Source organism: Thermohalobaculum xanthum, from assembly GCF_016623495.1.
Classification (GTDB): Bacteria; Pseudomonadota; Alphaproteobacteria; order Rhodobacterales; family Rhodobacteraceae; genus Thermohalobaculum; species Thermohalobaculum xanthum.
Genome location: NZ_JAEHHL010000008.1, coordinates 73,999 through 100,489 on the forward strand (window position 1 = coordinate 73,999; position 26,491 = coordinate 100,489).

Below are 26,491 nucleotides of genomic sequence, written 5' to 3' on the forward strand. Positions count from 1 at the left end.
CCAGATGATCACGAGCACCGCGCCGCGATTGATCGCGGGTACCGGCACGGCGCCGTGGGAAGCCGAAGGGTCGCCGAATAAAAATGGCCGCCCCGAGGGGCGGCCATCCTAAGTCTGGCGGGGACGAGCGCCGGCTCGGGGGCCGGCGCTCGCGGCCTCACTGCTGCCAGCTTTTCACCAGCTCGTCGTAGTTGACCGTCACGGCCTGCGGCTTCTCGTTCTCGAGCTTCGGCTTCGGCGCACCCGGACGCTCGAGCCAGACGCTCGGGTCCTCCTCGGGGTTCAGCTTCGGACCGATGTCGCCCTGCACGCCGGCACGCTCGAGCCGCGAGAGCACCTGCTCCTGCGCGGCGCACAGCGCGTCCAGCGCTTCCTGCGCCGACTTCGCGCCCGAGGACGCGTCGCCGATGTTCTGCCACCAGAGCTGCGCGAGCTTGGGGTAGTCAGGCACGTTGGTGCCCGTGGGCGACCAGCGGACCCGGGCGGGCGAGCGGTAGAACTCGACCAGGCCGCCCAGCTTCACGGCGCGGTCGGTGAAGCTCGGGTCGTTGATGGTCGACTCGCGGATGAAGGTGAGCCCCGTGTGGCTCTTCTTGAGATCCACGGTCTTCGACACGGTGAACTGGGCATAGAGCCACGCGGCCTTGGCGCGGTCCTCGGGGGTCGACTTCATCAGGGTCCACGAGCCCGCGTCCTGGTAGCCGACCTTCATGCCCTCCTCCCAGTAGGCGCCGTGCGGCGAGGGGGCCATGCGCCACTTGGGCGTGCCGTCCTCGTTCACGACCGGCAGGCCGTCCTTGACCATGTCGGCGGTGAAGGCGGTGTACCAGAAGATCTGCTGGGCGATCTGGCCCTGGGCGGGCACCGGTCCCGCCTCGCCGAACACCATGCCGGCGGCCGAGGGCGGGGCGTAGTTCTTCAGCCAGTCGACATATTTCTCGACCCCGTAGACGGCTGCAGGCGAGTTGGTGGCACCCCCGCGCGCGACGCACGAGCCCACGGGGCGCGAGTTCTCGTCGACCCGGATGCCCCACTCGTCGACCGGCAGGCCGTTCGGCTCGCCCTTGTCGCCCATGCCGGCCATCGACATCCACGCATCGGTGAAGCGCCAGCCCAGCGAGGGGTCCTTCTTGCCGTAGTCCATGTGGCCATAGACCGGGCCCGAGACGCCCATGTGGCTGAGATCCCGGCCGGTGAAGAACTCGGCGATGTCCTCGTAGGCCGACCAGTTGTCGGGCACGCCGAGTTCGTAGCCGTACTTGGCCTGGAAGTCGGCCTTGTTCTTCTCGTCGTTGAACCAGTCGTAGCGGAACCAGTAGAGGTTCGCGAACTGCTGGTCCGGCAGCTGGTAGAGCTTGCCGTCCGGGCCCGTGGTGAAGCTCGTCCCGATGAAGTCGTCGACCGCGAGCGTCGGCAGCGTGACGTCCTTGCCCTCGCCTGCCATCCAGTCGGTGAGGTTGCGGACCTGCTGGTAGCGCCAGTGCGTGCCGATCAGGTCCGAGTCGTTGATATAGGCGTCGTAGATGTTCTGCCCCGACTGCATCTGCGTCTGGAGCTTCTCGACGACGTCACCCTCGCCGATCAGGTCATGGGTGACCCTGATGCCGGTCAGCTTGCTGAACAGCGGCGCCAGTGTCTTCGACTCGTACTCGTGCGTGGTGATGGTCTCCGAGACGACCTTGATCTCCATGCCCGCGAAGGGCTTGGCGGCCTCCATGAACCATTCCAGTTCGGCCCGCTGCTCGGCCTCGGACAGGACCGATGGCTGCATCTCGGCGATGATCTCGTCGATCGCGCTTGCGTCCTGCGCAAGGGCCGCACCCCCGGCGAGGAGAGCGACGGTCGCGACCGTTCCCAGTATCCCCAGTCTCATTTCGTTATGTCCTCCCTATCGGACGTTCTGGTGGTCAGCCGGCGGCGCTGATGCCCCGCCGGAAGTGGCGTCACACCCAGCGGAACACGGCTGCGGCGTAGACGAGCGAGAGAGCAAGCGCGGACCAGAGCGGCGGGCCGGCAAGGCCCAGCCAGGCAAGGTTGATGAACGCGCTGCCCAGAAGCGAGATGAAGAGGCGGTCGCCCGGCGTCGTCTCGATGCCGAGCACCCCGATGCGCGGCGGCTGCGGCCTCAGGGCCTGCCAGACGGTCATGGCGACCAGCAGGCAGGCAATCACGCCGAAGAAGGTGGCCCCCGCCCAGGTCCAGGCCATCCAGTTGCCCGGGGCGATCGGCTGGCTGAGATCAAGCGCGCCGAAGACCGTACCGATGAGCCCGGCATGGTGCAGGCCGCCGAGCACGAGCCCGAGCCCGACCAACGCGGCCGAGATCTCGAGGTTGCGCGCGATCCCTTTCATCACACCCTCCCCAGGGCGAAGCCCTTGGCGATGTAGTTGCGCACGAAATAGATGACCAAGGCGCCGGGGATGATGGTCAGCACCCCGGCGGCGGCCAGCACGCCCCAGTCGAGCCCCGAGGCCGAGACCGTGCGCGTCATCGTGGCCGCGATCGATTTCGCCTCGGTCGAGGCGAGCGTGCGCGAGAGCAGCAGCTCGACCCACGAGAACATGAAGCAGAAGAAGGCGGCCACGCCGATGCCGGACGCGATGAGCGGCATGAAGATCCGCACGAAGAAGCGCGGCCAAGAATAGCCGTCGATGAAGGCGGTCTCGTCAATCTCGCGCGGTACGCCGCGCATGAAGCCCTCGAGGATCCAGACCGCCAGCGGCACGTTGAACAGGCAGTGCGCCAGCGCGATCGCGATATGCGTGTCGAAGAGCCCGATAGACGAGTAGAGCTGGAAGAACGGCAGCGCGAACACCGCCGGCGGCGCCATCCGGTTGGTCAGGAGCCAGAAGAACAGGTGCTTGTCGCCGAGGAAGCGATAGCGCGAGAAGGCATAGGCCGCGGGCAGCGCCACGGTGATCGAGATCGCCGTGTTCATCACCACGTAGATGATGGAATTGACATAGCCCATGTACCAGCTCGGGTCGGTGAAGATCACCGCGTAGTTCCTGAGCGTGGGCTGGCGCGGCCACAGCGTGAACGAGGAAAGGATCTCCTCGTTCGTCTTGAAGCTCATGTTCACCAGCCAGTAGATCGGCAGCATCAGGAACAGGATGTAGAGCGCGCAGACGATCCCGCTGCGGCTGACGCGCAGGCCCGGCAGCGCGAGCGTCGGGCGGGCAGCGACGGCCTCGGTCATCGCTTGCTCTCCTTCGCGTCCTCGGCCGTCATCACCGTGTAGAAGACCCAGCTGAGCAGCAGGATCACCAGGAAGTAGATGATCGAGAACGCCGCCGCCGGGCCAAGGTCGAACTGCCCCAGCGCCATCTTCACGAGGTCGATGGACAGAAGTGTCGTCGAATTGCCCGGGCCACCCCCGGTGACCACGAATGGCTCGGTGTAGATCATGAAGCTGTCCATGAAGCGCAGCAGGATGGCAATCAGCAGGACGCCCTTCATCTTGGGAAGCTCGATGTAACGGAACACCGCCCAGCGGCTCGCCTGGTCGATCTTGGCGGCCTGGTAATAGGCGTCCGGAATCGATCTCAGGCCCGCATAGGCCAGCAACGCCACCAGCGACGTCCAGTGCCAGACATCCATCACGATGATCGTGACCCAGGCATCGATCGGGTTCTGGGTGTAATTGTAATCGATCCCCAGACCCGCCAGCGTCCTGCCCAGGAGCCCGATGTCGACCCGCCCGAAGATCTGCCAGATGGTGCCGACGACGTTCCAGGGGATCAGCAGCGGCAGCGCCATCAGGATCAGGCAAGCCGAGGCCCATACGCCCTTCTTGGGCATGTTCAGCGCGATGAAGACGCCCAGCGGCACCTCGATCGCAAGGATGATGCTCGAGAACAGGATCTGGCGCAGGAAGGCATTGTGAATGCGCGGATCGGTCAGCGTCTTCTCGAACCAGTCGGCGCCGGCCCAGAAGAACTGGTTGTTTCCGAAGGTGTCCTGAACCGAGTAGTTCACCACCGTCATCAGCGGCAGCGCCGCCGAGAAGGCGACCAGCGCCACGACCGGCAGCACCATGAACCAGGCGCGATGATTGACCGGCTTGTCGTTCATCACGCGGCCTCCCTCTCGCCGCCCGGGGCGACGCGCCAGCCATCGGCATACACATTGATGGCCTCGGGCTCGAAGCGCACGCGCGGCTCGGCGGGGATCTCCGCGCCTTCCGGCACCATGATGTCGATGGCCCGGTCGGCCAGGTCCGCACGAACGATCTTGTGACGACCGACGTCCTCGACCCGCCGGATCCGGACGGGGAGGCCGTCCCCGGTCACGCGGATGAATTCGGGGCGGATGCCGATCTCGACCTCGCCGCTCAGCGCTGGATAGGCCGCGCCCAGCGCGACCTCGCCGGCGGGGATCCGCGCGACGCTGCCCTCGACCTGGGCGGGCAGCAGGTTCATGCCGGGCGAGCCGATGAAATAACCGACGAACGTATGCGCGGGGCGCTCGAACAGCTCGGCCGGCGTGCCGATCTGGACGACCTCGCCCTCGGTCATCACCACGACCTTGTCGGCGAAGGTCAGCGCCTCGGTCTGGTCGTGGGTGACGTAGATCATCGTGTGGCCGAACTGGCGGTGCAGCGCCTTGAGCTGGGTGCGCAGCTCCCACTTCATGTGCGGGTCGATCACGGTCAGGGGCTCGTCGAACAGGATGGCGTTCACGTCATTGCGCACCATGCCGCGTCCGAGGCTGATCTTCTGCTTGGCGTCCGCCGTCAGGCCGCGCGCCTTGTCGTTCAGCCGGTCGTCCATGCCGATCATCCGCGCGATCTCGCGCACCCGGGCGTCCGCGGCCTCGCCCCGCACACCGCGGTTGCGCAGCGGGAAGGCAAGGTTCTCGTAGACCGTCATGGTGTCGTAGACGACGGGGAACTGGAACACCTGGGCGATGTTGCGCTCGGCCGTCGCCATGTCGGTCACGTCGGTGGCGCCGAAGAAGATCCGCCCCTCGGATGGCTGCAGCAGCCCCGAGATCATGTTGAGCAGCGTGGTCTTGCCGCAGCCGGAGGGACCCAGCAGCGCATAGGCGGCGCCGTCTTCCCACTCGTGGTCGATGCGCTTCAAGGCATAGTCCTTCGGCCCCTTGGGATGGGGCAGATAGGAATGCGCGAGGCCGGACAGGGTGATCTTTGCCATCTCGCCCTCCTCCTCAGGCCGCGACCGCGTAGGGCGCGGCGGCCACCAACCGCTCGTCCTCGCCGAAGACATAGACGTGAGCGGGATCGAGATAGACGGGCTGCTCGGCACCGGCCGGAAGCTCGCGCACGCCATGAACCAGCGCAACCCAGCGGTCGCCGCCGTGATCGACATGGATGTAGCTTTCCGAGCCCGTGATCTCGGTGATCGCCACGCGGGCGCTGAACTCGAGCAGATGCGCACCGCGCGGCTCGATCCCGAGGTGGTTAGGGCGGAACCCCGCGACGTAGCGCCCGTCCGGCAGCTCCGCCAGCGGGCCCTTCGCGTCGATCTCCTGCCCGCTGCCGAGACCGAGCCGCGCACCGCGCTTCTGGACCCGCAGGAAGTTCATCGGCGGGTCCGAGAAGACCCTCGCGGTGATCGCATCGCCGGGCTTGCGGTAGACCTCGGCCGTCGGCCCGAACTGGGTGATCCGCCCCTCCCAGAGGCAGGCCGTGTTGCCGCCCAGAAGCAGCGCCTCGTGCGGCTCGGTCGTGGCGTAGACGAATATCGAACCCGCCTCCTCGAAGATGGCCGGGATCTCGGCGCGCAGTTCCTCGCGCAGCTTGTAGTCGAGATTTGCCAGCGGCTCGTCCAGCAGCACCAGCCCGGCATTCTTGACCAGCGCACGCGCCAGCGCACAGCGCTGCTGCTGGCCGCCCGAGAGCTCGAGCGGCTTTCGCTGCAGCATCGGCGTGAGCTTCATCATCGCAGCGGCCCTGGCCACGCGCTCCTCGATCTCGGGACGCGACAGCCCCGCGATCCTGAGCGGCGAGGCGATATTCTCGAAGACGCTCATCGAGGGGTAGTTGATGAACTGCTGATAGACCATTGCGACGCCCCGGTCCTGGACGCGCAGGCCCGTCACGTCGCGGCCTTCCCACAGGATCCGCCCGCCGGTCGGCTGGTCGAGCCCCGCCATCAGCCGCATCAGCGAGGTCTTGCCACTCAGCGTCGGCCCCAGCAGCACGTTCATGCTGCCACGGCTCAGTGTCAGCGACACCGGGTGGATATGGGTCTCGCCCCGCACGACCTTCGAGACGCTTTCGAGCGTCAGGGTCATCGCCTCTCGTCTCCTCCGTCCGGCGCCGTTGACCGGCGCCTCGTCATTGCTGCCGGGAACGCATTCCGGCTTCTGTCGTTCATGCCGCGGCCGTGGACCCGGCAACAAGTGCACGATGCTCGACCATCCAGGCGTCGAGCGCGACCGCCTCGTCGGGCGTCAGCCGCAACCCCAGCTTACTCCGGCGCCACAGCACGTCATCAGCCGTTCGCGCCCATTCGCGCGTCATCAGCCAGCGCACCTCAGCCTCGGTGAGGTCGTGGCCGAAGTTGCGGCCGAGGTCAGCCTCGGTTTTCGCCTCGCCCAGAATAGCGCGCGCCTCGGTGCCGTAGGCCCGCACCAGCCGCAGCGCCCAGGCGCGGTCGAGGAACGGGTAGCTCGCGCACAGATCGTCGACGAGAGTGTCGCGCGCATCGACCGCGAAATCCCCACCCGGCATCGGCACGCGCGCGGTCCAGTCGGGCCCCATCCGCGGGAAAAAGGGCGCAAGCTTTGCCAGCGCGGCTTCGGCCAGGCGCCGATAGGTCGTGATCTTGCCCCCGAAGATGTTCAGAAGCGGCGCCTCACCCGGCCGCCCCTCGACCTTGAGCACATAGTCGCGCGTTGCGGCCGTGGCCGAGGTGGCCCCGTCATCGTAAAGCGGCCGCACGCCGGAATAGGTCCAGACCACGTCATCCGCGGTCACGGGCGTGGCAAGATAGTCGGACACCGAGGCGCAAAGATAATCGCGCTCCTCGTCCGTGCACCGCGCCGAGCCCGGGCCATCCTGGTGATCGCGGTCGGTCGTGCCGATCAGCGTGAAGTCGGTCTCGTAGGGGATGGCGAAGACGATCCGCCCGTCCGCGTTCTGGAAGATGTAGGCCCGGTCATGCTCGAAGAGCCGCCGCGTCACGATATGGCTGCCGCGCACCAGGCGGATGCGATCCGACACGTTCTCGCGCACGCGGTTGCGGATGACATCGTCAACCCAGGGGCCGCCCGCATTGACCAGCGCCCGCGCACGCACCTCATGCACCTCGCCGGTGACGGCGTCCTCCAGCGTCACGTCCCAAAGCTCGCCCTCGCGCGAGGCCGAGGTGCAGCGCATGCGCGTGAGCACCTTCGCGCCACGCGCCACCGCGTCGCGCGCATTCAGCACCACCAGGCGCGAATCCTCGACCCAGCAGTCCGAATATTCGAAGCCGCGCGCGAATTCGGGTTTCAACGGCTTGCCTGCCGGATCGCTGCGCAGATCGAGCGTCCGGGTCGGCGGCAAGAGCTTCCGCCCGCCAAGATGGTCGTAGATGAACAGTCCCAGCCGAAGCAGCCAGGCGGGCCTCAGCCCCTTGTGATGAGGCAGGACGAAACGCAAGGGCCACGAGATATGCGGCATCGCCACCAGCAGGGTCTCGCGCTCGATCAGCGCCTCGCGCACCAGGCGGAACTCGTAGTATTCGAGGTAGCGCAGCCCGCCGTGGAACAGCTTGGTCGAGGCCGAGGACGTCGCGCCCGCCAAGTCGCCCTGCTCGCACACCAGCACCGACAGCCCCCGCCCCGCCGCGTCACGCGCGATGCCGGTCCCGTTCACGCCACCACCGATGATGGCGAGGTCGAAAACCTCGATGTCCCGCGAGGCTGATGACGGCAAGGCATTGCTCCGCAGAGGCTGTCGGGCGCGAACTCCACGCCATGATCGACAGCGCGCGAAAGGAGTCAATGGGATTTTCGTTTTCGCGCATTTTTGTTCGATATTGATCGTGGCTCGAAGTGGCTATTGGCGGCATGCCACTTCCAGACTACTGTTTAAAAAAGATAATATCCCTCCTCCGAGATAGGGCGCCCAAAGTTTCACGCTTGATCGTCACGCTTGGCGGTGCAATTCTTGCGCGAAATCGAAATCGGGCATCGACCGCGCATGATCCTCTCCTTCCGTCAGCACGAGATCGTCGAGCTTGCGCGCCTCCATGGACGCGTGGTGGTCGAGGAGCTTGCCGAGCGCTTTGCCGTCAGCCCGCAGACGATTCGCCGCGATCTGGGTGAGCTTTGCGACGCGGGCACCCTGCAGCGCGTTCATGGCGGCGCAGTGCTCGGCTCGGGCGTCGCCAATCTCGGCTATGACGCGCGCCGGACCCTCGCCAGCGCCGAGAAGGAGGCGATCGGACGGCTCTGCGCCAGCGCGATCCCCGAGAACGCGTCGCTCTTCATCAACATCGGCACCACGACCGAAGCGGTCGCCCGCGCGCTCGCCGGTCATCGTGACCTGATGGCGATCACGAACAACCTCAATGTCGCGAACATCATGGCCGCGAACCCGAACATCGAGGTGATCGTGGCCGGCGGCGTGCTGCGCCGATCGGACTGCGGGCTGATCGGCGAGGCGACGACCGACTTCATCCGGCAGTTCAAGGTCGATCTCGCGATCATCGGCGCCTCGGCGCTCGACGAGGAAGGCTGGCTGCTCGATTTCGATTACCGCGAGGTGCGGGTGAGCCGGGCGATCATCGAGAATGCGCGCGAGGTCTTCCTTGTCGCCGACGCCTCGAAATTCGCGCGCTCGGCACCCGTGCGCATCACCGAGATCTCGGCCGTGACGGCCTTCTTCACCGACCGACCTCCTCCCGCCGCGTTCACCGCACGCTGCGCCGAGGCAGGGGTCAGAATCGAGATCGCGGAACCATCCGAACAGGCGGCGGGCTGACCGCGACGCCCGACGGCTCAGATCACGGCAATGTCGATCTCGCCCACGCCCTCGACCGAAGCGTGCAGTTGATCGCCGCGCTGCACCGGGCCGACCCCCGCAGGCGTGCCGGTAAAGATCAGGTCGCCCGGCGCGAGCACGAAGAACCGCGAGAGATAGGCAATCATCTCCGGCACCTTCCAGATCATCTGGGCAAGATCGCCCTCCTGCCGCCGCGTGCCGTTCACGTCCAGCGCGATCACGCCGCATTCGGGATGCCCGGTCTCGAACACCGACTCGATGGGACCGATCGGGGCGGAATGCTCGAAGGCCTTCCCGATCTCCCAGGGCCGGCCCATCTTCTTCGCCTCGCCCTGAAGGTCGCGGCGCGTCATGTCGAGCCCGACGGCATATCCCCAGACATGCTCGAGCGCCTCGTCCTCGGCGATGTTCACACCGCCCCTGCCGAGGGCGACCACCAACTCGATCTCGAAATGCACGTCCGAGCTCATCGGTGGATAGGGAAAATCTGCGCCGAACAGCAGGTTGTCGGGGTTCTTCTGGAAGAAGAAGGGCGGCTCGCGGCTGGGGTCGTGCCCCATCTCGATCGCGTGATCGGCATAGTTTCGGCCGATGCAGTAGACCCGGTGGACCGGGAAGAGCCCGCCGCCCCGCACGGGCACCGTCACAGCCGGCGGCGGCGCGATCACAAAAGGCTCGGGAGTTTCGGCCCCGGCTTCCTCGTTCTCGGCGCTCATGAGGCGGTTCTCCTCGCTTCTTGTCCGGCCCGGCATCGGGGGCGACTCGGCCCGAAACCGGCCGCAGTTTTCCATGGGATCCTGCCCGCGTATATCCCCGGCCGCGACCCGCACGAAGCCCTCATCGACGACCGAGCAGGGAAATCCATGCACATCGTGATGCCTGCCCCGGCGTCAGGGCACCGGTTCCGTTTGACACATCCGACAAGCTTGGTCAGCTATAGGCAGCTTAGCCGGGGATGCTCGACTGCAAGCGCCCCGATGTGACAGGGAGAAACAAGAATGAAACGGCTACTGGCCTCATTGATGCTGGGTAGCGCCGCGATCGCGATTGCGGCCACCGCGAACGCCGAGACGCTGCGCTGGGCGCGCGCGGGCGACAGCCTCACGCTCGACCCCCATGCCCAGAACGAGGGTCCGACCCACACGCTGGCGCACCAGATCTACGAGCCGCTCCTGCATCGCGACATGGCCGGCCAGATCGTGCCCGCGCTGGCTACCGAGTGGGCGCCGACCGAGGACCCCAGCGTCTGGCGCTTCAAGCTGCGCGAGGGCGTGACGTTCCACGACGGCGCGCCCTTTACCGCGTCGGACGTGGTGTTCTCGCTCAATCGCGCCATGATGCCCGACAGCGACATGAAGGAGCTGCTGGCCTCGGTGAAGGAAGTCACGGCGGTCGACGATCTGACGGTCGACATCACAACCGACGGGCCAAACCCGATCCTGCCGTCGAACCTCACCAACCTCTTCATCATGGACGAGGACTGGTCCAAGTCGAACGGGGTCGAGAAGCCGCAGGACTTCGAGGGTGGCGAGGAGACCTTCGCCGTGCGCAACGCCAACGGCACCGGCGCCTACATGCTGGCCGAGCGCGCGCCGGATTCGAAGACCGTGCTCAAGCAGAACCCCAACTACTGGGGCAAGGGCGAGTTCCCGCTGGAAGTCACCGAAATCGTCTTCACGCCGGTCCAGAACGCCGCCACCCGCGTGGCCGCCCTGCTCTCGGGTGAGGTCGACTTCATCCAGGACGTGCCGGTCCAGGATCTCGGCCGGGTCGAAGCCGCCGACGGGCTGGTCGTGCGCACCGCGCCGCAGAACCGCACGATCTTCTTCGGCATCAATGTCGGCGATGCCGACCTGAAGTCCGACAATGTCGACGGCAAGAACCCCTTCGCCGACAAGCGCGTGCGCGAGGCGATGAACATGGCGCTGAACCGCGACGCGATCCGCCAGGTCGTGATGCGCGGCCAGTCGCAGCCGACCGGCGTGATCATGCCTCCCTTCGTCAACGGCTGGACCGAGGCGCTTGACGCCGTGCCGCCGACCGACGTCGCCAAGGCCAAGGAGCTGATGGCCGAGGCCGGCTATGGCGACGGCTTCTCGGTCACGCTCAACTGCCCGAACGATCGCTACATCAATGATGAGGCGATCTGCCAGGCGGCCGTCGGCATGCTGGGCCAGATCGGCATCAAGGTTGCGCTCGATGCCAAGCCCAAGGCACAGCACTTCCCGCTGATCAACAATCTCGAGACCGACTTCTACATGCTCGGCTGGGGCGTGCCGACCTTCGACTCGGAGTACATCTTCAACTTCCTCGTCCACACCAAGGGCGAGAAGTACGGCTCGTGGAACGGCACCCGCTACTCGAACCCCGAACTCGACAAGATGATCGAAGGTCTCGCCTCCGAGACCGACCTCGCCAAGCGCGATGCCATGATCGCCGAAATCTGGAGCACGGTGCAGGGCGAGACGATCTACCTGCCGCTGCATCACCAGGTGCTGAACTGGGGCATGAAGACTGCGATCGACTTCCCCGTCCAGCCCGAGGACCAGCCGCACTTCAAGTACCTGACCTACGCGAAGTGAGCTGATCACGCGGGGGGCGCGCCCGGCGCGCCCCCTCAGCCTGCCCCTGCGGGGCGCGCGGCAGGAAAGGCCACCGCCATGGCACCGACACCCCAAGCCGTCGCCGAGATGGCCGCGCGCTACGCGGCAGCCTGGAGTGCCCATGTTCCGGCCGACGTCGCCGGCTTCTACGCCAGGGACGGGCACATCACCATCAACGACGGCGACCCCGTCGTCGGGCGCGCCGCGCTGACCGGGATGGTCGCGGGGTTCTATGCCGAGTTCCCGGATATCGTCGTGCATATGGACCTTGTGCGCACGGCCGGGACACACGCAATCTTCGCCTGGACGCTCGAGGGCACCCATGCGCAGACCAGAAATGCCGTGCGTGTCTCGGGCTGGGAAGCCTGGACATTGAACGACGACTGCGAAATTGCCGCCTCGCGCGGCCATTTCGACGCTGACGAGTACGAGCGCCAGATCGCCGAGGGCATCTGAGCCGCGCGCCGCCCCGTGGAGAGGACCCGATGCTCGCCTTCGTCATCCGCCGCGTGTTCCAGTCGCTGATCGTGCTCCTCGTGGTGGGGCTCGTCGCCTTCTCGCTGTTCCGGTTCGTCGGCGATCCCGTGGAAAACATGCTCGGCCAGGAACGGACCCAGCAGGACATCGACCGGCTGCGCACCCAGCTTGGCCTCGACCAGCCCTTCCCCGTGCAGTACTGGCGCTTCCTCAAGAATGCGGCCGAGGGCAATTTCGGCGTGAGCTACCGGCAAGGCCGGCCGGTCACGGATCTCCTGATCGAGCGCGCACCCGCCACGCTCGAGCTCGCCTTCGTCTCCGGCGTCTTCGCGCTGGTGGGCGGCATCGCGCTGGGCATCTATACCGCGATCCGAAAGAGCGGCTGGCTCGCGCAGTTCGTGATGACGGCCTCGCTCATAGGGGTCTCGCTGCCCACCTTCCTCATCGGCATCCTTCTGATCTGGATCTTCGCCGTCGAGCTTGGCTGGCTCCCCAGCTTCGGGCGCGGCGAGACGGTTGCGATCGGCTGGTGGACCACGGGCTTTCTGACCGCCAGCGGCCTCAAGGCGCTGATCCTGCCGTCGATCACGCTCGGCCTCTACCAGATGACGCTGATCATGCGCCTCGTGCGGTCCGAGATGCTCGAGGTGCTGCGCCAGGATTACATCCGCTTCGCGCGCGCACGCGGGCTCAGCGAGCGGGCCGTCAATTTCGGCCACGCCCTCAAGAACACCCTCGTCCCGGTCATCACCGTAACCGGCCTCCAGCTCGGCTCGATCATCGCCTTCGCGATCATCACCGAGACGGTGTTCCAGTGGCCCGGCGTGGGCCTTCTGTTCATCAACGCGGTCCAGTTCGTCGATATCCCGGTGATGGCGGCCTATCTGATGCTCATCTCGTTCATGTTCGTCGCCATCAACCTGATCGTCGATCTGCTCTACGTCGCGATCGATCCGCGCCTGCGCGTCGATCGCGCGGCTGCGGCGAAGTGAGGGTCCAGCGATGAACGCCATGCGCCGCGCCTGGGAAAGCGACCTCAGCTACTCCTTCCGCCACAGCCCGATCACCGTGCTTGCGGCCTTCATGGTGATCGTGCTGTTCGCCGGCGCGATCCTCGCGCCGCTGATCGCGCCCTACAGCCCGTTCGATCCGGCGACGCTCAACCTGATGAACGGCTTCACCCCGCCGATGACGCCCAACACCTTTACCGGCGAGACCTTCTGGCTCGGCACCGACGACCAGGGGCGCGACATGTTCTCGGCCATCCTCTACGGCATGCGGATCTCGCTCTTCGTCGGCTTCGCAGCGGTCCTGCTCGCGCTCGTTCTGGGTGTGGTGGCAGGGCTGGTCGCGGGCTATGCCGGCGGCTGGGTCGACACGATCATCATGCGCATCGCCGACGTGCAGCTGACCTTTCCCTCGATCCTCGTCGCCATGCTGATCTTCGGCATCGCCAAGGGCCTCACGCCGCCCGACATGCGCGACCAGATGGCGATCTGGGTGCTCATCGTCTCGATCGGCCTCAGCGACTGGGTGCAGTTCGCCCGCGTCGTGCGCGGCGCCACCTTGGTCGAGCGCAACCGGGAATACGTGCAGGCCGCGCGCCTGATCGGCCGCAGCCGGTCTGCCATCATGTTCCGCCACGTACTACCCAACGTGACCTCGCCCGTACTGGTGATCGCGACCATCGGGCTTGCGCTCGCCATCATCGCCGAGGCGACCCTGAGCTTCCTCGGCGTGGGCGCGCCGCCGACCCAGCCGTCTCTGGGCACGCTCATCCGCATCGGCCAAGGCTATCTGTTCTCGGGCGAGTGGTGGATCCTGTTCTTCCCGGCCGTGACGCTGCTGGTGCTGGCCCTATCGGTCAACCTGCTCGGCGACTGGTTGCGCGAAGCCCTCAACCCGAGGCTCAGATGACCGAGACGCCCATCCTGTCCCTGCGCAATCTCGTGGTCGAGATCCCGACCCGCCGCGACGTGCTGCGACCGGTCGACCGCGTGTCGTTCCAGATCGCGCGCGGCGAGGTGCTCGGCGTGGTCGGCGAATCCGGGGCCGGCAAGTCGATGACCGGGACGGCGGTGATCGGCCTGATCGACCCGCCGGGCCATATCGCTGGCGGCAGGGTCGAGCTCGACGGTCAGCGCATCGACAACCTGCCGGCGGAAAAGATGCGCCGCATCCGCGGCAAGCGCATCGGCATGGTGTTCCAGGACCCGCTCACCTCACTCAACCCGCTGATCCGCATCGGCGACCAGCTGACCGAGACGATTCTGGCCCATCTCGACGTCTCGGAAGCCGAGGCCCGCCGCCGCGCCGTCGCCGCGCTCGAGGAAGTCGGCATTCCGGCCGCCGCGCGGCGCATCGACAGCTATCCGCACGAATTTTCGGGCGGCATGCGCCAGCGCGTGGTGATCGCCCTCGCGCTGGCGGCCGAGCCGGACCTCGTGATCGCGGACGAGCCCACGACGGCGCTCGATGTCAGCGTGCAGGCCCAGATCATCGCGCTGCTCAAGCGCCTGTGTCGCGAGCGCGGGACCGCGGTGATGCTTATCACCCACGACATGGGCGTGATCGCCGAGGCCGCCGACCGGGTCGCGGTGATGTATGCCGGCCGACTCGCTGAGATCGGCCCGGTGGCCGAAGTCATCGCGCACCCGCAGCATCCCTACACGCGCGGGCTGATGGCCGCGACGCCAATGGCGACCCCGCCCGGCGAGCGGCTGAACCAGATCCCGGGCGCGATGCCGCGGCTCGACGCCATTCCCGCCGGTTGCGCCTTCCATCCGCGCTGCCCGGTCGCCGAGGCCGGATGCAGGGTGGGCGACCCGCCTCGCGTCGAGGAATGCGGCGGCCGCGCCGCCTGCTGGGTCGTTGCCCGCGAGGCGGGGCTCGTGCGCGCATGACCGCCCTTGTCCGTATCGCCGGCCTTGTGCGCCGCTTCGATGTCTCGAAGCCCTGGCTCAACCGCCTGATCGAGCGTGCGCCCCGCCAGATCCTCACCGCCGTGGCCGATGTGAGCCTCGAGATCCCCGAGCGCGGCGTCTATGCGCTGGTCGGCGAATCCGGCTCGGGCAAGTCCACCATCGGCAAGATCGCGGTCGGGCTGCTTGCGCCCTCGGAGGGCGCGGTCGAGATCGGCGGCGTCGACCTGCACCGCGAGCGCGACCCGGCCCGCCGAACAGAGACGCGCGCCCATATCCAGATGATCTTCCAGGACCCCTACGCCTCGCTCAACCCGCGCTGGCGGGTGCGCGACATCATCGAGGAACCCGTGCGCGCGCGCGGCGACCGGAGCGAGGGGCTCGCCGAGCGCCTGCTCGAGCAGGTCGGCCTCTCGGCGCGCGATGCCGACAAGTTCCCGCACGAGTTCTCCGGCGGCCAGCGCCAGCGCATCTGCGTGGCGCGCGCGCTTGCGTCCGAGCCGCGATTCATCGTGTGCGACGAGCCCACCTCGGCACTCGATGTCAGCGTGCAGGCCCAGGTGCTCAACCTGATGAAGGACCTGCAGGAGCGGCTCGGCCTGACCTATCTGTTCATCAGCCACGATCTCTCGGTCGTGCGCTACATGGCCGACCGCATCGGGGTTCTCTATCTCGGCCGGCTGGTGGAGGAGGCACCGCGCGACGCGTTGTTCGAGACGCCGCGCCACCCCTATACCCGGATGCTGCTCGAGGCCGCACCCCGCATCGACGCCTTCGGGCGCGAGGTCGATCCGCCCAAGGGCGAGATCCCCGACCCGATCAATCCGCCGACCGGCTGCGCCTATCACCCGCGCTGCCCCTTCGCCGACGAACGTTGCAAGCGCGAGCGCCCCGCGATGCGCGACGCGGGCGCGAGCCGCGCCGCGTGCCATGCCGTCGAGGAAGGCCGCCTCTGAGGCGCCATCGCGCACGGCCATTCACCGACGCCCGCTCGGCGCGCCTCACCCGCCGCGGCGCCAGCGTGCGTTGCGGCGCAGGACTTCGCCCATATCGCCCATTGCGGGAAGACGCGCGCCATGCGCCGCGGCCGCGCTGCTTCCTCCGGAAAGCCCGCCATGCTGGCCCGACGCGGCCTCGCGCCACCTGTCCTCCGCGGCCTGACGCGCCGCTTCGGCCTCGCGAAGGACCTCGGCCGAGCCGGCTACCCTGACCGCGCCAGGGCCGCCGATGCGCGCATCGGCAAGACTGAAGCTCGCGGCCGCCATCGCCTGGTGGGCCAGCATCCGCCCCGCCGTTGCCGCGGCCGCCCCGATCGTCGGCGCAAAGCGCAGGATCTCGCGATCCAGCACGATCGGTTCGGACAGCTGGCGCGCCACTTCCTGGGCGCGTTCCTCGAGCTCGGCATCGTCCAGGATGTCGGTGAAGACCACGGCATAGCTTGCGCCGTCGAGCCGCGCCACGATGTCGTCTCCACGGCACATGCCCGACAACCGCGCCGCGATCTCGGTCAACACGGCCTCGGCCGCGGCGCGCCCCCGCCGGCCCGTCTGCTCGTCGAATTGCATAAGCTGGATCTCCAGCACACCCACCAGCTGCCCGCCGAGACCCGGATCCTCCATGGCGAGGTCGAGTTGCAGCATCAGGCTGTCCCGGTTCGCAAGGCCGGTCAGCGGATCGTGGAACGCGGCGTGCTGAACCGCGTCATGCGCTGCGATCAGGCGCCGCATCTGCCCCCCGATCCGGGCGACCAGCGGCCTCAGCAGCAGCCCCGAGATGGCCGCCAGCGCCGCCAGCCAGCTGACCGCGAAGGCCTCGTTCAGGCGGCGCACGACCAGCGCCGCCCTGCCCGCCTCATCCGCCTGGACCGCGCGCGCCAGCGCCAGCCCATCCGCGACCCTGCGCAAGGCGGTGAGATCGACCGGCACCGCGCCGGGTCGCGTTGCCGCCTCGGCGTCTGCCATCGCATCGGACAGGCGATGCGGATCCGCGAACAGCATTGCCGCGAGCCGCCCGTCACCGGGAGCCGGGATGCCGCGCGCCGCATCGCCCTCGCTCAACGCCCGGCGATTCGCCGAGAACCGCGCCCGCGCGGCCGCGCGTTCCTCGGCCCCGGCTTCGTCGTATAGCCCGGCGGACAGCATCAGGCGCTGCGCCTGGATCTGCTGATCTGCCAGAATGGCCTCGAGCCGCGCCGCGTCCCTGGCGCTCGAGACCGCCCAGCGCCCTGCCAGCACGTCGGCAAGCCCGATCGCCAGCAGGATCCCCCCCGCCACCGCGAAGACTGCCACCATCCGGCGCTCGACCGCGCGGGGTTCCGCGTCAAGCGCGTGGGACAGTCGAGCCTCGCGCTTGTCGTCCATGCTCGTCATCACGCGCCCCCGCACCACACACCAACCGGACCGATCCTGCGGCGCGAGACGTAAAGGATCGGTTTGCGACGCTCGCTGTCGCAAGGCTCGATTGACAGGACTGCGCTGGCATTGTCTCACTGCGCGCATCGTCGCGGAGCCAGCGGCCAGAGAGGGGATTGCATTCATGAAAAGCCATGCGCGTGTCGTCGTGATCGGGGGCGGCGTCGTCGGCTGCTCGGTGCTCTATCACCTGACCAAGCTGGGCTGGACCGACGTGATGCTGATCGAGCGCTCCGAGCTCACCTCGGGGTCGACCTGGCACGCCGCGGGCGGCTTTCACACGCTGAACGCCGACACCAACATGGCGGCGCTGCAGGGCTACACCATCCGCCTCTATCGCGAGCTCGAAGAGATCACCGGCATGTCCTGCGGCCTGCACCACGTGGGCGGGCTGACGCTTGCCTGCGACCGCGACCGGCTGGATTTCCTCAAGGCCGAGCATGCCAAGCATGCCTACATGGGGCTCGACACCCGAATCGTCGGGCCCGAGGAGATCCGCGAGCTCTCGCCCATCACCAACACCGACGGCGTGCTGGCCGCGCTCTACGACCCGCTCGACGGGCATCTCGACCCGTCCGGCACGACCCACGCCTACGCCAAGGCCGCGCGCATGGCCGGGGCCGAGATCGTGCTTCGCACCCCGGTGATCGCGACCCGCCCCCGGGCGGGCGGCGGCTGGGACGTCGTCACCGAACAGGGCACCGTGACCTGCGAGCACGTGGTCAACGCCGCCGGCCTCTGGGCGCGCGAGGTCGGCGCGCTGGCCGGGGTCTACCTGCCGCTGCACCCGATGGAGCACCAGTACCTGGTGACCGAGGAGACGCCCGAGGTCTACGAGCGCGACACCGAGCTTCCCCACGTGATGGACCCCGCGGGCGAGAGCTACCTGCGCCAGGAAGGGCGCGGCCTCGTCATCGGCTTCTACGAGCAGGCGGCCGAGCACTGGGCCGTCGACGGCACCCCGCCCGACTTCGGGCACGAACTGCTCAACGACAAGCTCGACCGGATCGGCGACAGCCTCGAATTCGCCTTCCGCCGCTTCCCGGTGCTCGAGCGCGCCGGCATCAAGCGCGTGATCAATGGCCCCTTCACCTTCGCGCCCGACGGCAACCCGCTGGTCGGCCCGGTGCCCGGCCTCCCGGGCTACTGGACCGCCTGCGCCGTGATGGCGGGCTTCAGCCAGGGCGGCGGCGTCGGCCTCGCGCTGGCGCAGTGGATGGTCGAGGGCGAGCCCGAACGCGACTGCTTCGCCATGGACGTCGCGCGCTTCGGCGACTGGATCACGCCGGGCTACACGCGCGCGACCGTGATGCAGAACTACCAGCGGCGGTTCTCGATCTCCTACCCGAACGAGGACCTGCCGGCCGGGCGCCCCCACAACTGCACGCCCGCCTGGGGCATCTGGGACGCCCAGCGCGCGGTCTGGGGCGCAGGCTACGGCCTCGAGCATGTCAACTACTTCGCACCCGCGGGCGAGCCTAGGGCCGAGATCCCCTCGTTCCGCCGCTCGAACGCGCATCCGGTCGTGGCCGAGGAATGCCGCGCCGTGCGCGAGGCCGTGGGCATCAACGAGATCCACAACTTCGGCAAGTACGAGGTGACCGGCCCGCGCGCCGAGGCCTGGCTCGACCGCATCATGGCCGGCCGGATGCCCCGGCAGGGGCGGCTCACGCTGACGCCCATGCTCAGCCCGCGCGGCAAGCTGATCGGCGACTTCACGGTGACAAGGCTGGGCGACGAGCGCTTCCAGCTGACCGCATCCTATGGCGCGCGCGCGTTCCACATGCGCTGGTTCCTCGACCATCTCGAGGACGGCGTCGAGATCCGCGACATCTCGCTCGAGCGCATCGGCTTTCAGATCGCCGGCCCCCGCGCGCAGGAGCTGCTGTCGCGCGTCGCGCGTGGCGACGTGTCGACCGCCGCCCTGCCGTTCATGGCGGTGCGCGAACTCGACATCGGCACCTCGCAAGCCATCGTCCAGCGCGTGAGCTACACCGGCGATCTCGGCTACGAGATCTACGTCCCCGCCGCCGAGCAGGTCGCGCTCTACCACCAGCTTGCCGCCGCGGGCGCCGGGCTGGGCCTGCGCCCCTTCGGCATGCGGGCAATGATGAGCCTGCGGCTCGAGAAGGGCTTCGGCTCGTGGATGCACGAGTTCCGCCCCGACTACCTGCCGGCCGAGACCGGGCTCGACCGCTTCGTCGCCTACAACAAGCCCGCCGACTTCATCGGCAAGGCGGCGGCGCTGAAGGAGAAGGCCGAAGGCCCCGGCCGGCGCCTGTGCGTCTTCGAGGTCGATGCGCTCGACGCCGACGTCGTGGGCGACGAGCCAATCCGCGTTGACGGCGAGCTCGTGGGCTTCTGCACCTCGGGCGGCTACGCACATTACGTCGGCAAGTCGGTCGCCATCGGCTTCCTGCCGGTCGGGCTGATCGAGGAAGGCCGCGCGGCCGAGATCGACATCCTGGGCGAGCGCCGCGCAGCCCAGGTGGTCACGCGCCCGCTGTTCGACCCCGAGGCACAGCGGATGCGCGGCTGATCGGCGGCGGCGGCTCGCTCAGCCGCGGCCGACCGTCGCGCCGGGCGTGCCCAGTTCGCGCCCGATCTCGACCAGCCGCGGCCCGTGGCGCTCCATCAGCTTCTCGACCGGGGTCGAGAAGGACGGCCCGCCGCAGTTGAGGCCGTAGATGCGCTGTCCGTCGGGCGCCACCACGGGCACGCCGACGGCGTTCACATCACCCTTCCAGTCGCCGAACGAGGTGCAGAAGCCCTGCGACTCGATCTCGCGAATCGCCGCCGTCACGCCCTTCTCGATCGCGGGGAATTCGTCGGGTGTGCGCTCGCGCACCGCGCGCATCAGGTAGTCGCGCTCGCCGGCCGGCAGCACCGCCAGGATCGCCCGACCCATCGCCGTGGTCGCCAGCGGGATGCGCGAGCCCGCCTCGAGCGACAGCGTCACCGTCGCCGGGCCCTTGAAGCAGTCGAGATATACCACCGACAGCCGGTCGCGCGCGCCCAGCGCCACCGAGCAGGACGCCTCGTTCGCCAGCGCCTGCAGCATCGGCCGCGCCCGCTCGCGGATCTCAAGCCCCGCCAGCATGGCATAGCCCAGCGCCAGCACGCCCGGACCCAGCGAATAGGACCCCATCCGCCCGTGATCGACCAGGTAACCCAATTCCCGCAGGGTGTTGGTCAGGCGCGAGACGGTGGGCTTGGGCAGCCCCGTGCGCTCGGCCAGTTCCTGGTTGCCCAGGGCGACTTCGCCGGGGCGGAAGGCGCGCAGGATCGAAAGGCCGCGCGCCAGCGCGGTGACGAACTGGCGGTCCTTCGACGCGTCCTCACCTTCGGCTTCAGTCGGTCTGGGGGTCTCTTGACTGGTCATGATGTGGCCTCGCGATGGCGCGCACGGGCATAAAGGATCGGACCTGCCGCAAGCAAGAGGCCGATGCCGCTCAGCTCCCAGTGGCCCAGCCCGATCAGCTCCGACCCCGGCGCGGCGAAGAACAGCCCCGCCACGCCAAGAAGAACTCGCAGCGCGTAGCCCGGCGCGGTGCGGCCGAACCCACCAACCAGGCTCAGATGCCCCTGCAGCGAGGCCCCGATGAACCACACGCCGATCACAGCGGTCGCCAATACGGCCAGCACCTCGCCGGCCGGCGCCTCGCCCACCAGCGCGGGGTTCAGCACGAAGAAGAAGGGCGCGACATAGATGACGCCGCCCAGCCGCATCGCCTCCCAGCCGGCGCGGAAGGGGGTCGTGCCCGCCAGCGTCGCGGCGGCGAACGCGCCCAGCGCCACCGGCGGCGTGATGAAGCTGACCATGCCCCAGTAGAGGATGAAGAGATGCACCGCCAGCTGGTTGAGCCCCGCCTGCTCGAGCGCCGGCGCCAGCACCACGGCAAGGAAGATGTAGCAGGCGGTCACCGTCATCCCCATCCCGAAGACAAAGGCCGTGAGCGCCCCCATCAGCAGGAGTGCGATCGTCGAGTTGCCCGCCATGAACACCAGGTCGTTGACCAGCGTGCCTGCAAGCCCCGTGGCCGAGAAGGCGCCCACGATCAGGCCCACCCCCAGCAGCACGGCCGTGAGCTCGGTCAGGGCGCGGCCGACCCCCACGATCAGGTCGCCGGCCGAGCGCCAGGTGAAGCGGTGCCCGCGCATCATCTGGTTGATCGCCAGAAGCAGGGCTGTCGCGTAGAACGGGGCCAGCGTCTCGATGCGCCATGCCAGCATCAGGAAGATCAGCACGGCGAATACGGCGATGTAGACCCAGCCCTCGGCCAGCGCCGTGCGCATCGACGGCAGCTCTTCGCGCCTCATCCCGCGCAGTCCGCGCCGCGCGGCATAGGCGTCGATCTGAACGAACAGCGCCAGGTAATAGAGCAGCGACGGGATCGCCGCCGCCAGCGCGATGTCGATATAGGGCCGCGACAGGAACGAGGCCATGACGAAGGCCGTCGCTCCCATGATGGGCGGCATCAGCACGCCGCCGGTCGAGGCACAGGCCTCGGTCGCCGCGGCATAGCGCGGCTCGAAGCCGGTCTTCTTCATCGCCGGGATCGAGACGGCGCCCGTGGTCAGCACGTTCGAGATGACCGAACCCGACATCGAGCCCATGAAGCCCGAGGCGAAGATCGCGACCTTGGCCGCGCCGCCGCGATAGCCGCCCACCAGCGCCAGCGCCAGGTCATTGAAAAACTTGCCGCCGCCAGTCTTCTGCAGCACGGCGCCGAACAGGATGAACCCGATCACGAGATTGCCGAAGGCATTCATCGGAATGCCGAACGAGCTCTCGGCCGACAGGATGTGATAGGGGATCGCATCCCAGAACGGCTGCGAGAAGCCGTTCAGCGGGTCGGGCACCTTGTCGGCAAAGGTCGGGTAGAGCGAGACCAGCGTCACGATGACGAAAAGCGCCGTCCCCCCGGCCCGCCGCGTCGCCTCGAGGATCAGGAGCCAGACCACGACCGACAGCCACTGGGCCGTCTCGGGCGGCGCGTATTCCCAGCCGGATTCGAGGCTCGTCTCGGCGGTCCAGGCGAACCAGCCCAGCGCACCCAGCGCGACGGCCGCGCAGATCCAGTCCGGCAGCCGCGCGCCCTTCGACCGATTGATCGGAAACACGAGGAAGGCCGTCGACAGGAAGATCCCGCCCAGCAGGTAGAGATAGCGCCCCTCGATCAGCACGATCCCGCCGATGCGCAGGTTGAAGAGCTGGTGGATCGCCAGGGCCACCGCCACCAGCGTGGCGACGATCACGACCGCCCGGGCGGGGACCGACATGGGTGCGACGGCGGATTCGGCTGCGTTATCGCTCATCGGGTCTCGCTTGCGGCTTGAGCTGCGTCCGGGCCCGGTGTAACGCGCGCGGCCATTGCGGCCGGGATGCCGGCGGGGCGGCCCGTGCAGATCCGGGCGCCGGGGTTCGCGTCATCCCCGGCCCGTCCGCAACGGACCGGGGTGACCCAGGCGGTCCGCCGGAGAAGCGGGCCGCTTGCGGCGAGGCGGATCAGAAGACCACCTCGAAGCCGCCCTCCGTCAACGCCTCGCGCCGGCGCGCGTCCCACGCCGCTTCCCACTCCGCCGGCTTCTCGGCAGCAAGCTCGTCCCAGGCCGCGCGCAGCGCGTCCTGGCGGGCGACCAGGCGGTCGTTATGCGCCTGCGCGGCGTCCGACCACTTGCCCAGCTCCTTGAAATAGCGGATCGCACCGCCGTGATAGGGCACGACCCATTCGAAGTTCTGCTTGTCGATGTTCCAGCCGCCGATGCCCGGCGCGTTGCCGTCATATTCGGGGAACAGCTCCACCATCGCCTTGGTCATCTGGTAGACGAGTTCCTCGTCCTGCGTGTTCATGGCGATCAGCACCGGATAGGCATAGCCCGCCGTCGGTGTGCCCGGCCCGCCATCGATCGACGCCCCGACCGTCGCCGTCATCGGCGCGAAGAAGGGCGCGATGTCGCGCATCCGCTTCAACCCTTCGGCATTATCCGGGTCGATCGGCGGCCAGTAGAGACCGCGCGCGCTCGCCGCCGCCTCGTAGGCCTTGCCCGAGTTGGTCGAGGCGAAGGCCGCGTCGACCTCGCCACTTACCATCGCGGCCCAGGACGCACCGAAACCGCCGAACTCGACCATCTCGACATCGTCCCAGGTCAGCCCGCCATAGGCGAGGTAGGCAGTATTGTTCACGTTGAGCGCCGGGGCGCCCTTGACCCAGGCCACCTTCATGCCCTTGAGGTCGGAATACTCGAACCCCTCGCAGCCCGGCTTGCCGGCCTTCTCACAGACCTCGGCCGCGACGCCCATGGCCAGACCCACGGCGCCGCCATTGTTGGCCACAAGAACGCGCACGGGCTGCGGACCCCAGTTCTCGGCGCCGAACTCGAAGACGCCCTCCTGCGCCATGAACGAGCCGCCGACGCCGGTGGCCGAGAAGTCGACCTTGCCCTGCCGCAGCGGCTCGGAGCGTGCCACGTCGTTCTTGCCCGGCAGCACGCGCAGGTTGGTGCCCGTCGCGTTCTTCAGCGCGGCGCCGATCGCGACCGCCTGGTTGTAGCCGGCCGAGCCCGTGTCATAGGCGGTCCAGGCGAGTTGTCCGGGCAGCTTCAGCTCGGCCGCGCCCGCCGGCGCCGCGATCAGTGCCGCTGCGCACGCGCCAGCCAGTACGGAAGTGATCCGCGTCATGTGTCGTCCTCCCTGAGTTGACCCCGGCCATTGCTGCCGGGCCGCCCGCATCTCCGGGCTTGCGAAACAGGATTTCGCATTTGAGAGTGGTCGTCAAACACGAATACGGGGGAGATGCACGATGCGCGCGGCTGATCTGATGGTGGAATGCCTGGCGGCCCAGGGCGCAGACCGGATCTTCTGCGTCCCCGGCGAGAGCTATCTGGCGCTGCTCGACGCGCTGCGCGACGACGCGCGCATCGACACGGTCGTCTGCCGGCACGAGGGCGGCGCCGGACTGATGGCCGTGGCCGACGCCAAGCTCACCGGCCGGCCCGGCGTGGCCGCAGTCAGCCGGGGCCCGGGCGCGACCAACGCCTCGATCGCGATCCACCTCGCCCAGCAGGACGCGACGCCGCTCGTCGCCCTGATCGGCCAGGTCGCCCGGGACGAGCGCGGCCGCGGCGCCTTTCAGGAGGTCGATTACGCCGCCATGTTCGGCACCATCGCCAAGGCGGTGTGGGAGGTCGCGGATGCCGACCATCTGCCCGAGGTGCTGGCCCGCGCCTGGCAGACCGCGCAGGCCGGAACGCCGGGGCCCGTCGTCATCTCGCTGCCCGAGGACATGCTGGGCGACGAGACGTCGGTGCCCGTGGTGCCGCCGCTGCCCCTGCCCTCGGCCCGCCCGGCGGCCGACGAGGTCGCGCGCGCCGCGGCCCTGCTTGCCCGGGCCGAGCGCCCGCTCCTGATCGCGGGCGGAGCGCTCGCGCATGGCACCAGCAGGGCGGCGCTCGCCCGCGCGGCGGCCGCGCACCAGATCCCGGTCGCGCTGACCTTCAAACGGCAGGAGATCTTCGACAACGCATCGCCCCTGTTCGCGGGGCACCTGGGCTTCAAGATCCCGCGCGCCCATGTCGAGGCGCTGGCGCGCGCCGACCTGGTGCTGGCCGTCGGCACGCGGCTGGGCGACACGCCGACCCAAGGCTACACCTTCCCGCGCGCGCCCGTGCCCGACCAGCCGCTGATCCATGTCTACCCCGACCCCGGCGTGGTCGGGCGGCTGCACCGCGCCGAGATCGCGCTGGCCTGCGACCCCACCGCGTTCCTTGAGGCGCTGGCGGCCTCCCCCGCCACGCCGTCCGAAGCGCGAAGCGCCTGGGCGGCCGAGACCGGCGCCAAGGGTGCCGCAACCAAGGGGTACGCGCCCCGCAGCAATCCCGACGGGGTCGACTTCGGCGCCGTGGTGGCCGAGCTTGCCCGCAACGCGCCGCCCGACACCGTGATCACCACCGATGCCGGCAACTTCTCGAGCTGGGTGCACCGCGTTTGGCCCTGGGATGGCGGCAGCCTCGCGATCGGGGCCGCGGGCGGGGCGATGGGCCTTGGCATTCCCGGTGCCGTCGCGGCCTGCCTGCGGCTGCCCGACCGGCGCGTCATCGCCTTCTCCGGCGACGGCGGGGCGATGATGACCGGCAACGAGCTCGCCACCGCCCGCGCGGCCGGCGCGAGGCCCATCATCGTGATCGCGAACAACGGCAGCTATGGCACCATCCGCCAGCACCAGGAGCGCGCCTATCCCCACCGCACCGCGGCGACCGACCTCGCCAACCCCGATTTTGCCGCATGGGGCGCGGCCTTCGGGGCGCTGGGGCTCACCATCTCGCGCGACGACGAGGCGCCCGCGGCGGTCGCCCGCGCGCTGGCCCATGACGGGCCGGTGGTTATCGACGCTCGCACCTCGCTCGAGGCGATCTCGGCGAACGCCACCCTCACCGCGCTCCGGACAGGCTGAGGCCCGCTCTCGTCACGACCGCTGCAGGGCGAGGTTCGCCCCCAGCCCGATCAGAAGCGAGCCCCCGACCCAGCGCGCCGCGCGCTCGGCCCGGTGCGAGCGGCTCAGCCGCTGCGTCACCGCGCCGGCCAGCATCACGCAGACCAGATCGGCCGAGCTGAAGGTCAGGTTCACGATCGTGCCGAGCACGACGAACTGCGCCCAGACCGGCAGCGCGGCGGCAGGATCGACGAACTGCGGCAGGAAGGCCAGGAAGAACAGCGCCGCCTTGGGGTTCAAAACCTCGACCGTGACGCTCTCGAGGAATGCGCGGCGGCCCGTCTTCACCGCCACCTGCGGAACGGCATGCGCGGCCTCGCCCGCCACATGGGTGCGGATCACGCGAAAACCCAGCCACGCCAAGTAGATCGCGCCCGCCGTCTTGAGCACGACATAGGCCACCGGCACCGCGTGGAAGATCGCCGAAAGCCCGGCGGCCGCGGCCAGCACATGCACATAGCCGCCCGCATGGATGCCGAGCGCGGCCATCAGGCCCGCACGGCGCCCGCGCGCCAGGGTCTGCGCCGCGGTGTAGAGCATCGCGGGCCCCGGCATGTAGGCGAAGACCAGCGTGGCAAGGGCAAAGGCGACGAGAAGCTCGGCAGAGGGCATGGCAGGTGGCTCCGGCGGT

22 protein-coding genes are annotated in these 26,491 nt (G+C 68.6%); 9 read left to right on the plus strand and 13 right to left on the minus strand.

Going from position 1 to position 26,491, the window contains the following annotated elements; translation table 11 throughout:
* Positions 1–157 precede the first annotated feature (157 nt).
* The 7 genes from H0I76_RS13630 to glpD form a co-directional block, all read right to left on the minus strand.
* Positions 158–1,873: an ABC transporter substrate-binding protein gene (locus H0I76_RS13630; RefSeq protein ID WP_200610761.1), complete on the minus strand. Its 1,716-nt coding sequence runs from the start codon at positions 1,871–1,873 to the stop codon at positions 158–160.
* Positions 1,874–1,943: 70 nt separating this feature from the next.
* The gene (locus H0I76_RS19475; RefSeq protein WP_234455318.1) at positions 1,944–2,351 is read right to left on the minus strand and encodes a DUF2160 domain-containing protein; all 408 of its coding nucleotides are present in this window, start codon (positions 2,349–2,351) and stop codon (positions 1,944–1,946) included.
* Entirely contained in the window at positions 2,351–3,199 is an 849-nt protein-coding gene (locus H0I76_RS13640; protein ID WP_200610763.1) for a carbohydrate ABC transporter permease, read from the minus strand. Before H0I76_RS13640 ends, H0I76_RS19475 begins: the two co-directional genes overlap by 1 nt.
* Entirely contained in the window at positions 3,196–4,074 is an 879-nt protein-coding gene (locus tag H0I76_RS13645) for a carbohydrate ABC transporter permease (RefSeq protein ID WP_200610765.1), read from the minus strand. Before H0I76_RS13645 ends, H0I76_RS13640 begins: the two co-directional genes overlap by 4 nt.
* Positions 4,074–5,156: an ABC transporter ATP-binding protein gene (locus H0I76_RS13650; protein ID WP_200610767.1), complete on the minus strand. Its 1,083-nt coding sequence runs from the start codon at positions 5,154–5,156 to the stop codon at positions 4,074–4,076. The genes H0I76_RS13645 and H0I76_RS13650 overlap by 1 nt, the downstream gene beginning before the upstream one ends.
* 13 nt (positions 5,157–5,169) lie before the next feature.
* Entirely contained in the window at positions 5,170–6,258 is a 1,089-nt protein-coding gene (locus H0I76_RS13655; RefSeq protein ID WP_200610769.1) for an ABC transporter ATP-binding protein, read from the minus strand.
* A 79-nt stretch (positions 6,259–6,337) separates the two neighbouring features.
* The gene (gene glpD / locus H0I76_RS13660) at positions 6,338–7,885 is read right to left on the minus strand and encodes a glycerol-3-phosphate dehydrogenase (protein ID WP_200610770.1); all 1,548 of its coding nucleotides are present in this window, start codon (positions 7,883–7,885) and stop codon (positions 6,338–6,340) included.
* Positions 7,886–8,152: 267 nt separating this feature from the next.
* Between glpD and H0I76_RS13665 the strand changes: the two genes are divergently transcribed.
* A complete protein-coding gene (locus tag H0I76_RS13665; RefSeq protein WP_200610772.1) occupies positions 8,153–8,935 on the plus strand; it encodes a DeoR/GlpR family DNA-binding transcription regulator in 783 nt (260 codons plus the stop codon).
* 17 nt (positions 8,936–8,952) lie between these two features.
* Here the strand turns inward: H0I76_RS13665 and H0I76_RS13670 are convergent, their stop codons facing one another.
* Positions 8,953–9,672, minus strand: coding sequence for a fumarylacetoacetate hydrolase family protein (locus H0I76_RS13670; RefSeq protein ID WP_200610774.1), 720 nt, complete (start codon positions 9,670–9,672; stop codon positions 8,953–8,955).
* Between the two features lie 282 nt (positions 9,673–9,954).
* Here H0I76_RS13670 and H0I76_RS13675 point away from each other — a divergent pair, with 282 nt between their 5' ends.
* From H0I76_RS13675 to H0I76_RS13700, 6 genes are all read left to right on the plus strand, one after another.
* Positions 9,955–11,538: an ABC transporter substrate-binding protein gene (locus tag H0I76_RS13675; RefSeq protein ID WP_200610775.1), complete on the plus strand. Its 1,584-nt coding sequence runs from the start codon at positions 9,955–9,957 to the stop codon at positions 11,536–11,538.
* 78 nt (positions 11,539–11,616) lie between these two features.
* Positions 11,617–12,015: a nuclear transport factor 2 family protein gene (locus tag H0I76_RS13680; RefSeq protein ID WP_200610776.1), complete on the plus strand. Its 399-nt coding sequence runs from the start codon at positions 11,617–11,619 to the stop codon at positions 12,013–12,015.
* 29 nt (positions 12,016–12,044) lie between these two features.
* Entirely contained in the window at positions 12,045–13,028 is a 984-nt protein-coding gene (locus tag H0I76_RS13685; RefSeq protein ID WP_200610777.1) for an ABC transporter permease, read from the plus strand.
* Positions 13,029–13,038: 10 nt separating this feature from the next.
* Positions 13,039–13,953 carry an ABC transporter permease gene (locus H0I76_RS13690; protein WP_200610778.1) on the plus strand — a complete coding sequence of 305 codons (915 nt, stop codon included), beginning with the start codon at positions 13,039–13,041 and terminating at the stop codon, positions 13,951–13,953.
* The gene (locus H0I76_RS13695; protein ID WP_200610779.1) at positions 13,950–14,939 is read left to right on the plus strand and encodes an ABC transporter ATP-binding protein; all 990 of its coding nucleotides are present in this window, start codon (positions 13,950–13,952) and stop codon (positions 14,937–14,939) included. The genes H0I76_RS13690 and H0I76_RS13695 overlap by 4 nt, the downstream gene beginning before the upstream one ends.
* Positions 14,936–15,913 carry an ABC transporter ATP-binding protein gene (locus H0I76_RS13700; RefSeq protein ID WP_200610781.1) on the plus strand — a complete coding sequence of 326 codons (978 nt, stop codon included), beginning with the start codon at positions 14,936–14,938 and terminating at the stop codon, positions 15,911–15,913. The genes H0I76_RS13695 and H0I76_RS13700 overlap by 4 nt, the downstream gene beginning before the upstream one ends.
* 45 nt (positions 15,914–15,958) lie before the next feature.
* Here the strand turns inward: H0I76_RS13700 and H0I76_RS13705 are convergent, their stop codons facing one another.
* Positions 15,959–17,326 carry a GGDEF domain-containing protein gene (locus tag H0I76_RS13705; protein WP_200610794.1) on the minus strand — a complete coding sequence of 456 codons (1,368 nt, stop codon included), beginning with the start codon at positions 17,324–17,326 and terminating at the stop codon, positions 15,959–15,961.
* A gap of 166 nt (positions 17,327–17,492) precedes the next feature.
* Here H0I76_RS13705 and H0I76_RS13710 point away from each other — a divergent pair, with 166 nt between their 5' ends.
* Positions 17,493–19,907: a GcvT family protein gene (locus tag H0I76_RS13710; protein ID WP_200610796.1), complete on the plus strand. Its 2,415-nt coding sequence runs from the start codon at positions 17,493–17,495 to the stop codon at positions 19,905–19,907.
* Positions 19,908–19,925: 18 nt separating this feature from the next.
* Here the strand turns inward: H0I76_RS13710 and H0I76_RS13715 are convergent, their stop codons facing one another.
* The 3 genes from H0I76_RS13715 to H0I76_RS13725 form a co-directional block, all read right to left on the minus strand.
* Positions 19,926–20,750, minus strand: coding sequence for an IclR family transcriptional regulator (locus H0I76_RS13715; protein ID WP_200610798.1), 825 nt, complete (start codon positions 20,748–20,750; stop codon positions 19,926–19,928).
* Positions 20,747–22,687, minus strand: coding sequence for a TRAP transporter permease (locus tag H0I76_RS13720; RefSeq protein WP_200610801.1), 1,941 nt, complete (start codon positions 22,685–22,687; stop codon positions 20,747–20,749). Before H0I76_RS13720 ends, H0I76_RS13715 begins: the two co-directional genes overlap by 4 nt.
* Before the next feature lie 190 nt (positions 22,688–22,877).
* Positions 22,878–24,050, minus strand: a complete 1,173-nt coding sequence (locus H0I76_RS13725; protein ID WP_200610804.1) for a TAXI family TRAP transporter solute-binding subunit — start codon at positions 24,048–24,050, stop codon at positions 22,878–22,880.
* 121 nt (positions 24,051–24,171) lie between these two features.
* On the opposite strand from H0I76_RS13725, the gene H0I76_RS13730 reads away from it, so the two are divergent.
* Positions 24,172–25,821, plus strand: coding sequence for a thiamine pyrophosphate-dependent enzyme (locus H0I76_RS13730; RefSeq protein ID WP_200610807.1), 1,650 nt, complete (start codon positions 24,172–24,174; stop codon positions 25,819–25,821).
* A 12-nt stretch (positions 25,822–25,833) separates the two neighbouring features.
* Here the strand turns inward: H0I76_RS13730 and H0I76_RS13735 are convergent, their stop codons facing one another.
* Positions 25,834–26,472 carry a LysE family translocator gene (locus tag H0I76_RS13735; protein ID WP_200610810.1) on the minus strand — a complete coding sequence of 213 codons (639 nt, stop codon included), beginning with the start codon at positions 26,470–26,472 and terminating at the stop codon, positions 25,834–25,836.
* Positions 26,473–26,491: the final 19 nt, after the last annotated feature.

Bases quoted from the DNA above. Each gene is read 5' to 3' on its own strand.
- H0I76_RS13630 (WP_200610761.1), bottom strand. From the start codon at position 1,873: ATGAGACTGGGGATACTGGGAACGGTCGCGACCGTCGCTCTCCTCGCC.
- H0I76_RS19475 (WP_234455318.1), bottom strand. From the start codon at position 2,351: ATGAAAGGGATCGCGCGCAACCTCGAGATCTCGGCCGCGTTGGTCGGG.
- H0I76_RS13640 (WP_200610763.1), bottom strand. From the start codon at position 3,199: ATGACCGAGGCCGTCGCTGCCCGCCCGACGCTCGCGCTGCCGGGCCTG.
- H0I76_RS13645 (WP_200610765.1), bottom strand. From the start codon at position 4,074: ATGAACGACAAGCCGGTCAATCATCGCGCCTGGTTCATGGTGCTGCCG.
- H0I76_RS13650 (WP_200610767.1), bottom strand. From the start codon at position 5,156: ATGGCAAAGATCACCCTGTCCGGCCTCGCGCATTCCTATCTGCCCCAT.
- H0I76_RS13655 (WP_200610769.1), bottom strand. From the start codon at position 6,258: ATGACCCTGACGCTCGAAAGCGTCTCGAAGGTCGTGCGGGGCGAGACC.
- H0I76_RS13665 (WP_200610772.1), top strand. From the start codon at position 8,153: ATGATCCTCTCCTTCCGTCAGCACGAGATCGTCGAGCTTGCGCGCCTC.
- H0I76_RS13670 (WP_200610774.1), bottom strand. From the start codon at position 9,672: ATGAGCGCCGAGAACGAGGAAGCCGGGGCCGAAACTCCCGAGCCTTTT.
- H0I76_RS13675 (WP_200610775.1), top strand. From the start codon at position 9,955: ATGAAACGGCTACTGGCCTCATTGATGCTGGGTAGCGCCGCGATCGCG.
- H0I76_RS13680 (WP_200610776.1), top strand. From the start codon at position 11,617: ATGGCACCGACACCCCAAGCCGTCGCCGAGATGGCCGCGCGCTACGCG.
- H0I76_RS13685 (WP_200610777.1), top strand. From the start codon at position 12,045: ATGCTCGCCTTCGTCATCCGCCGCGTGTTCCAGTCGCTGATCGTGCTC.
- H0I76_RS13690 (WP_200610778.1), top strand. From the start codon at position 13,039: ATGAACGCCATGCGCCGCGCCTGGGAAAGCGACCTCAGCTACTCCTTC.
- H0I76_RS13695 (WP_200610779.1), top strand. From the start codon at position 13,950: ATGACCGAGACGCCCATCCTGTCCCTGCGCAATCTCGTGGTCGAGATC.
- H0I76_RS13700 (WP_200610781.1), top strand. From the start codon at position 14,936: ATGACCGCCCTTGTCCGTATCGCCGGCCTTGTGCGCCGCTTCGATGTC.
- H0I76_RS13705 (WP_200610794.1), bottom strand. From the start codon at position 17,326: ATGACGAGCATGGACGACAAGCGCGAGGCTCGACTGTCCCACGCGCTT.
- H0I76_RS13710 (WP_200610796.1), top strand. From the start codon at position 17,493: ATGAAAAGCCATGCGCGTGTCGTCGTGATCGGGGGCGGCGTCGTCGGC.
- H0I76_RS13715 (WP_200610798.1), bottom strand. From the start codon at position 20,750: ATGACCAGTCAAGAGACCCCCAGACCGACTGAAGCCGAAGGTGAGGAC.
- H0I76_RS13720 (WP_200610801.1), bottom strand. From the start codon at position 22,687: ATGAGCGATAACGCAGCCGAATCCGCCGTCGCACCCATGTCGGTCCCC.
- H0I76_RS13725 (WP_200610804.1), bottom strand. From the start codon at position 24,050: ATGACGCGGATCACTTCCGTACTGGCTGGCGCGTGCGCAGCGGCACTG.
- H0I76_RS13730 (WP_200610807.1), top strand. From the start codon at position 24,172: ATGCGCGCGGCTGATCTGATGGTGGAATGCCTGGCGGCCCAGGGCGCA.
- H0I76_RS13735 (WP_200610810.1), bottom strand. From the start codon at position 26,472: ATGCCCTCTGCCGAGCTTCTCGTCGCCTTTGCCCTTGCCACGCTGGTC.